The organism is Magnetospirillum sp. WYHS-4, assembly GCA_039908345.1.
Taxonomy (GTDB): domain Bacteria; phylum Pseudomonadota; class Alphaproteobacteria; order Rhodospirillales; family GLO-3; genus JAMOBD01.
Genome location: JAMOBD010000039.1, coordinates 23,377 through 29,648, shown reverse-complemented (window position 1 = coordinate 29,648; position 6,272 = coordinate 23,377). Strand labels below are relative to the sequence as shown.

Here is a 6,272-nt window from a genome sequence, read left to right as displayed (position 1 = left end):
GTGATTTCGACGCTGGACGTGGTGAGCGTGTAGGTCGCCCCGCCCTCGCCGGCGATCGTCAGCTTGGACACGTCCACGTCGTTGGTGGCGCCCGACAGCTTCAGGAACCCGGTGCCCGTTACCGCCAGGGCTCCCGTCGAGGCATTGTAGGTGGCCGACGTGATGGTCGGCGTCGTCGGGTTGGACACCGTCACCGCGTTGGTGGCGTCGGAGATATCGGCGTTGCCGATCACCGTGTTCCAGTTGTCGGCGGCCGCGATGTTGTAGGTGGTGCCGCCGGTCGACGACGTGCCGGTCTTGTTGAGGATCTGGTGCAGCGCCGCCTGGTCGGTGCCGTTCAGGGTCACCGAGAAGGTGGTGGCGTCGGTGATTTCGACGTCCGAGGTGGTCAGGGTATGGGTGGCCCCGCCCTCGCCGGTCAGCGTCAGGGTGGAAACCGTGATGTCGTTGGTGACGCCGGAGGCCTTGACCAGATTGGAGCCGGTCACCGTCAGCACGCCGGTGGAGGCGTCGTAGGTGGCGTTGGTGACGGTGGGGGTCTGGACGTTGCTGACGGTGACGCCGTTGCCGGTGGTGTCGGCGTTGCCGGTGCCATGCCAATCCGCCGCACCGGCCAGATTGAAGGTGGTGCTGTCCACCGCGCTGGTGCCCGCCTTGTTCAGCAGGCCTTCCACGTTGAGCTGGTCGGTAGCGTTCAGCGTGATGGAAAAGGCGGTGGTGCTGGAAGCGGTGATCGCCCCGGTCTCGGTCAGGGTATAGATGGCCCCACCTTGGCCGGTCAGCGTCAGCTTGGTCTCGTCAATCGCCCCGCCATTGGTCAGGTTGGCGCCGGTGACCGACAGCACGTTGGTACTGGCGTCGTAGGTGGCCGAGGTGATCGAAGGGCCGGGCGCCTGGATGTTGGTCAGGGCGATGTCGTCGAAATCGATGGCGTATCCGCCGGCCGCCTGCGCCCCGACCGATCCGCCGCTCACCCACGTCAATGTAAAGCTGGAAATCGTCGTGAAATTAGTAGCGCTGCCGCTGGCTCCGACATTGATGGTCGGCGCCACTCCACCGGAGGCAACAGCGAAATCGTAGCTCCCTTTCGATGAGGTAATCCTCAGCGTCATGGGATCGGAATCTGCGTTCCATATTCTGAATGTAGATAAATCAAATGTATATCCAGTTATCGAAAATGTCATTGATGTCTCGTAGTCGGCGCCATAATTTGATGACAGCGTTCCAGATCCATTGATATCTGTCCCAGATGTATTGGCACTATCTTTGACATCGGTAACCGTTGATGCGATGGAGAGCGTGTATCCTGATTTTGTTTGCGACGCAGCTTTGCTATCGAGCCCGGACACACCCGTTTCGAAATCGAAGGTGACGTCGGCCGCGAAATATCCGGAATAGCCGGAAACCCCAATTTCCTGCCCCTCGATGAGACCGGATCGGGTTTCCAGCGCCCAGTTCGCCCCGCCGGTATCGTCGCGGGATGCCGCCACGTCTGCATGCGTAAGCTCCGCAATCTTCTCGACGAAGGCCCCGTCGGCGCCGATGGAACAGCCGTAAAGGAGAATGTCGCCATCGGCTGCCAGCGCCCCCCCGAGCGTGGACAGTTCGGCGGCCCGCGACTCCAGAGCGGCCATGTCCAGGCTCGCGGTTCCGACGATCAGGCGGCCATCGGAGCCATGGGACAGCACATGGATGGCGTCGTAGCCGGAATGGGCTTCCGCCCATTCGGCCATCTGCGCCAAGCCGTCGCGGCTGCCGTCCAGCACCACCACCTCGATACCGGGGGCGATGCCGTTCGCCAGGGACTGCCAATCGGCGACCGCGGAATCGACGAAGGCCACCTCGCGCCGCTCGCCCGCCGCGGCGGGCGCATCGGGCCCCTGGTCGGCCTGGGCGCCGTCGGGAGCCGGATCGGCGGCCGGCTGCGAAGCGGCCTGCTGCGCGGCGTCGGCCGCGGCGGCGCCGTCGAACATCATCCGGGGTTCCAGGGCCAAGCATCCGGCCAGCGGCGAACCCATCCTTGCGATAGCCATATCAGGCCTCCCGTCGCGAAACACGCTTCACCAAGCGGCATATCCCGGACTGGCTGTCCAGGATGGCGCAGCACCGGCATCATCCGTCTTCCCTTATTCCGACATTTGACAGGATACGGATAAACCTTGCGGCGCGCAACCGAAGAAAGATGATAAAAATCAACGGTTTTTCCCCGATCCATGTGACGAATTGCGACATGGAGCGCGCCATATCGGGTGCAATTCGCGACCATGCAACCGTCATGGCGAAATATTTTCTTATCGATTCCCTATTTACATATCATTTGTCAAATCAGACCCGGATAGCCGGTGGCTTGAACTGATTGAAATGCCAAGCCACGAAAACCTACAAGGATCGAACTCGCCTTGACCGTATTCCGTATTGCATGATAGCGAATAGTTTGCGCTTGTATTCATATACACTATCTAGGATGAACATTTGTCGGCAGACAGGTAGCGGCAAGGGTAGCCTGCACCACCCGTTCGAACATGGACAACGACCAGGAAAGGGAGACTTCGACATGATGGAAACGATTGACAGCCGCCCGGTTGCGCGCCGGGCAATCCGCACCGCCGTCGGCACCGCCGTGGCGATCGGGGGATTGGCGGCGGCGTCCGCGCCCGCCCTGGCCTGCGGGACGGACCCCTATATCGGCGAAATCTGCTACTTCGTGACGTCTTATTGCCCCCAGGGCTACACGCTGGCGGCGGGCCAGCAGATGGACATCCGGTCGAACGCGGCGCTGTACTCCCTTATGGGCACCAGGTTCGGGGGGGATGGCGTCAACAACTTCAACCTGCCCGATCTGCGGGGCCGCGCGGCCGTCGGCGCCGGCACGGGAGCCGGCCTGCCCACCGTCACGGTAGGGCTGAAGGTCGGCGCGCCCTCGGTGACCCTGACCAACGCCCAGACGCCCCTGGTGCCCCATGCCCACACCGCGACCTTCACCGGAACCGGCGGCGGCGGCGGAACCGCCGGCCAGGCCAGCGGCCCCGTGTCGATCCCGGTGACCGGCTCCCTGGCGTCCCAGAACGTCTCGGTCTCCGGCAATGTAAAGATTGCCAGCAGTTCCACGACAAGCGGTACTTCCGGTGTTACCCCCAATGCCGTCCTGGTCAAGGGAGGGCCGACGGTGAATATTTATGGGGCGTCGTCATCGTTCACCGCCGACACCAACATCGGGCCTCAGCAGACCTTCAGCGGCACGCTCCCTTCCACCAACTTCTCCGGCACGGCCTCGGGTACCGTGACCCTGCCGGTCACCGGCGGCGGGGGCGGCATCACCGGCGGAACCGTGACCATCGCCCCGGCCGGGCAGGCAGCCAGCAGCGCCGTGCCCACCGTCTCGCCCGGCCTCGGCATGACGGTCTGCATCGTCACCAGCGGCATCTACCCGGTAAACCCGAACTGACGCCGTTCCTTCCGGCGCACGAGCGTTTCCCCCTCCCACTCGCGGGAGGGGGCCGTCCGTCGGCGATCATGCTGTCGTCGGCAGGCGGCACCCGATAGCCTGCATCAGACGGGCACCGGCACCTTGCCCTTGGGGCGCTTGGCGGGAAGGGTCGTCTCGCCGGGCTTCGGATAATCGAAGCGAAGCCTGCCGCCGTCGTCCAAGTGGATGACGACGGCGCCGCCTTTGGCCAGCTTGCCGAACAGAAGTTCCTCGGCCAGCGGCTTCTTGATGTGTTCCTGGATGACGCGGGCCAGCGGCCGGGCGCCGTAGGTCTTGTCGTAGCCCTTCTTCGCCAGCCATTCCCGGGCGCCGTCGGTCAGTTCGATGATGACGTTGCGGTCGCCCAACTGGGCTTCGAGTTGCAGGACGAACTTGTCGACCACCTTTCCCACCACCTCGGGCGACAGGGCGGCGAAACCGATCGTCGCGTCCAGGCGGTTGCGGAATTCCGGGGTGAACAGACGCTCGATGGCTTCCTTGTCGTCGCCTTCGCGGGCCTCGCGCTCGAAGCCGATGGCCGCCTTGGCCATGTCGGAGGCACCGGCGTTGGTGGTCATGATGAGAATGACGTTGCGGAAGTCCACCGACTTGCCGTTGTGGTCGGTGAGCTTGCCGTGGTCCATGACCTGCAGAAGGATGTTGAACAGGTCCGGATGGGCCTTCTCGATCTCGTCCAGCAGCAGCACCGCGTGGGGTTGCTGGTCGATGGCGTCGGTCAGAAGGCCGCCCTGGTCGAAGCCCACGTAGCCGGGCGGCGCGCCGATCAGGCGCGAGATGGAATGGCGTTCCATGTATTCCGACATGTCGAAGCGCACCAGTTCGACCCCCAGGGTCCTGGCGAGCTGGCGGGCGACCTCGGTCTTGCCGACGCCGGTAGGGCCCGAAAACAGATAGCTGCCGATGGGCTTTTCCGGTTCGCGCAGGCCGGCGCGGGCCAGCTTGATGGCGGAGGCCAGAGCGTCGATCGCCTTGTCCTGGCCGAAGACGGCGGCCTTCAGGTCGACGTCCAGGTTGCGCAGTACTTGGCGGTCGTCGGTGGACACGCTCTTGGACGGGATGCGGGCCAGGGTCGCCACCACGGCTTCCACGTCCTTCACGGTCACCGTCTTGCGGCGCCGGGCCTCGGGCAGCAGCATGCGCGACGCGCCCACCTCGTCGATCACGTCGATGGCCTTGTCGGGCAGCTTGCGGTCGTTGATATAGCGCGACGCCAAGTCGACCGCCGCCTTCAGGGCCTCGTTGGTGTAGCGCACCTTGTGATGCTTCTCGAAATAGGGCTTGAGCCCGTGCAGGATCTTGACCGTGTCCTCGACGGAAGGTTCGTGGATATCGATCTTCTGGAAGCGCCGCACCAGGGCACGGTCCTTCTCGAAGTGGTTGCGGTATTCCTTGTAGGTGGTCGAGCCCATGCAGCGCAGGGCTCCCGACTGCAGCGACGGCTTGAGGATGTTGGAGGCGTCCATGGACCCGCCCGAGGTGGCGCCGGCCCCGATCACCGTATGGATTTCGTCGATGAACATGATGGCGCCCGGGGTTTCCTCCAGGGCCTTGATGACGCCCTTCAGGCGTTCCTCGAAGTCGCCGCGATAGCGAGTGCCGGCCAGCAACGTTCCCATGTCGAGCGAGTAGATGACGGCATCCCCGAGGACTTCCGGCACCTCCTTCCGCACGATGCGCCGCGCCAGCCCCTCGGCGATGGCCGTCTTGCCCACCCCCGGATCGCCCACGTAGAGCGGGTTGTTCTTGTTGCGCCGGCAAAGCACCTGGATGGTGCGGTCGATTTCCTTGTCGCGGCCGATCAGCGGGTCGATGCGGCCCTGGCGGGCCTTCTCGTTCAGGTTGACGCAATAGGTCTCAAGAGCCTCGGCTCCCTTGCGCACCACCTTTTCGCCCTGGGCGTCGGCGTCGGCCCCCTGGGGTGGCCGGGCGGCGGCTTCCACGCCGGCCTTGGTCAGGCCGTGCGAGATGTAGTTGACCGCGTCCAGGCGTGTCATGTCCTGCATCTGCAGGAAATAGACGGCATGGGACTCCCGCTCGGGGAACAGGGCGACCACCACCGAGGCGCCGGTCACCTCCTCCCGCCCTGCCGACTGGACATGGATCACGGCGCGCTGGATGACCCGTTGGAAACCGGCGGTCGGGCGCGGATCGCCGGTATTGACACTGGCTATGCCGTCCTGCTGGTGGTCGAGGAAATCGACCAGATCGCCCCGCAGGCGGTCGGGATCGACATGGCAGCCCCGGAGCACCGCCAGGGCGTCGGGATCGTCCACAAGGGCCAGCAGCAAGTGTTCCAGGGTCACGTATTCGTGGCGGCGCTCACCGGCCAGGGCCAGGGCGCGGTGCAGGGTCTGCTCCAGGTTCCGCGACAGCATGGTCAGTCGTCCTTGTCCTGGCCGTCCTTTTCGAGGGTGCATTGCAGGGGATGCTGGTTCTTGCGGGCCAGCTCGATCACCTGGTTGGCTTTGGTCTCGGCCACCTCGTAGGTATAGACCCCGGCGACGCCCACCCCCCGATGATGGACATGCAGCATGATGCGGGTCGCCTCCTCGGCGGTCTTGGAGAAGAAGCGCTCCAGCACCAGGACGACGAAATCCATCGGCGTGAAGTCGTCGTTCAGCAGCAGCACCTTGTACATGGACGGCTTCTTGGTCTTGGACCGGGCGCGGGTCACCACGCCGGTCTGTCCGTCCTCGTCGTAGCGCTTGTCGCTCATGCGCGGGGCTCTCCCTGTGATCCGGCTCCCCAAATATAGTCCCATTGCCGTGCCGGCAAAAGAGGGAGC

4 protein-coding genes are annotated in these 6,272 nt (G+C 64.4%); 1 reads left to right on the top strand and 3 read right to left on the bottom strand.

The window, feature by feature from the left end; translation table 11 throughout:
* On the bottom strand, window positions 1–2,033 hold a 2,033-nt coding region (locus tag H7841_11975; protein ID MEO5337594.1), incomplete at its 3' end, for a DUF4347 domain-containing protein.
* Between the two features lie 521 nt (window positions 2,034–2,554).
* Between H7841_11975 and H7841_11970 the strand changes: the two genes are divergently transcribed.
* Window positions 2,555–3,445, top strand: coding sequence for a phage tail protein (locus H7841_11970; GenBank protein ID MEO5337593.1), 891 nt, complete (start codon window positions 2,555–2,557; stop codon window positions 3,443–3,445).
* A gap of 104 nt (window positions 3,446–3,549) precedes the next feature.
* Here H7841_11970 and clpA read toward each other — a convergent pair whose 3' ends face one another.
* Window positions 3,550–5,862: an ATP-dependent Clp protease ATP-binding subunit ClpA gene (gene clpA / locus H7841_11965; protein ID MEO5337592.1), complete on the bottom strand. Its 2,313-nt coding sequence runs from the start codon at window positions 5,860–5,862 to the stop codon at window positions 3,550–3,552.
* 2 nt (window positions 5,863–5,864) lie between these two features.
* Window positions 5,865–6,203: an ATP-dependent Clp protease adapter ClpS gene (gene clpS / locus H7841_11960; protein MEO5337591.1), complete on the bottom strand. Its 339-nt coding sequence runs from the start codon at window positions 6,201–6,203 to the stop codon at window positions 5,865–5,867.
* Window positions 6,204–6,272 lie beyond the last annotated feature (69 nt).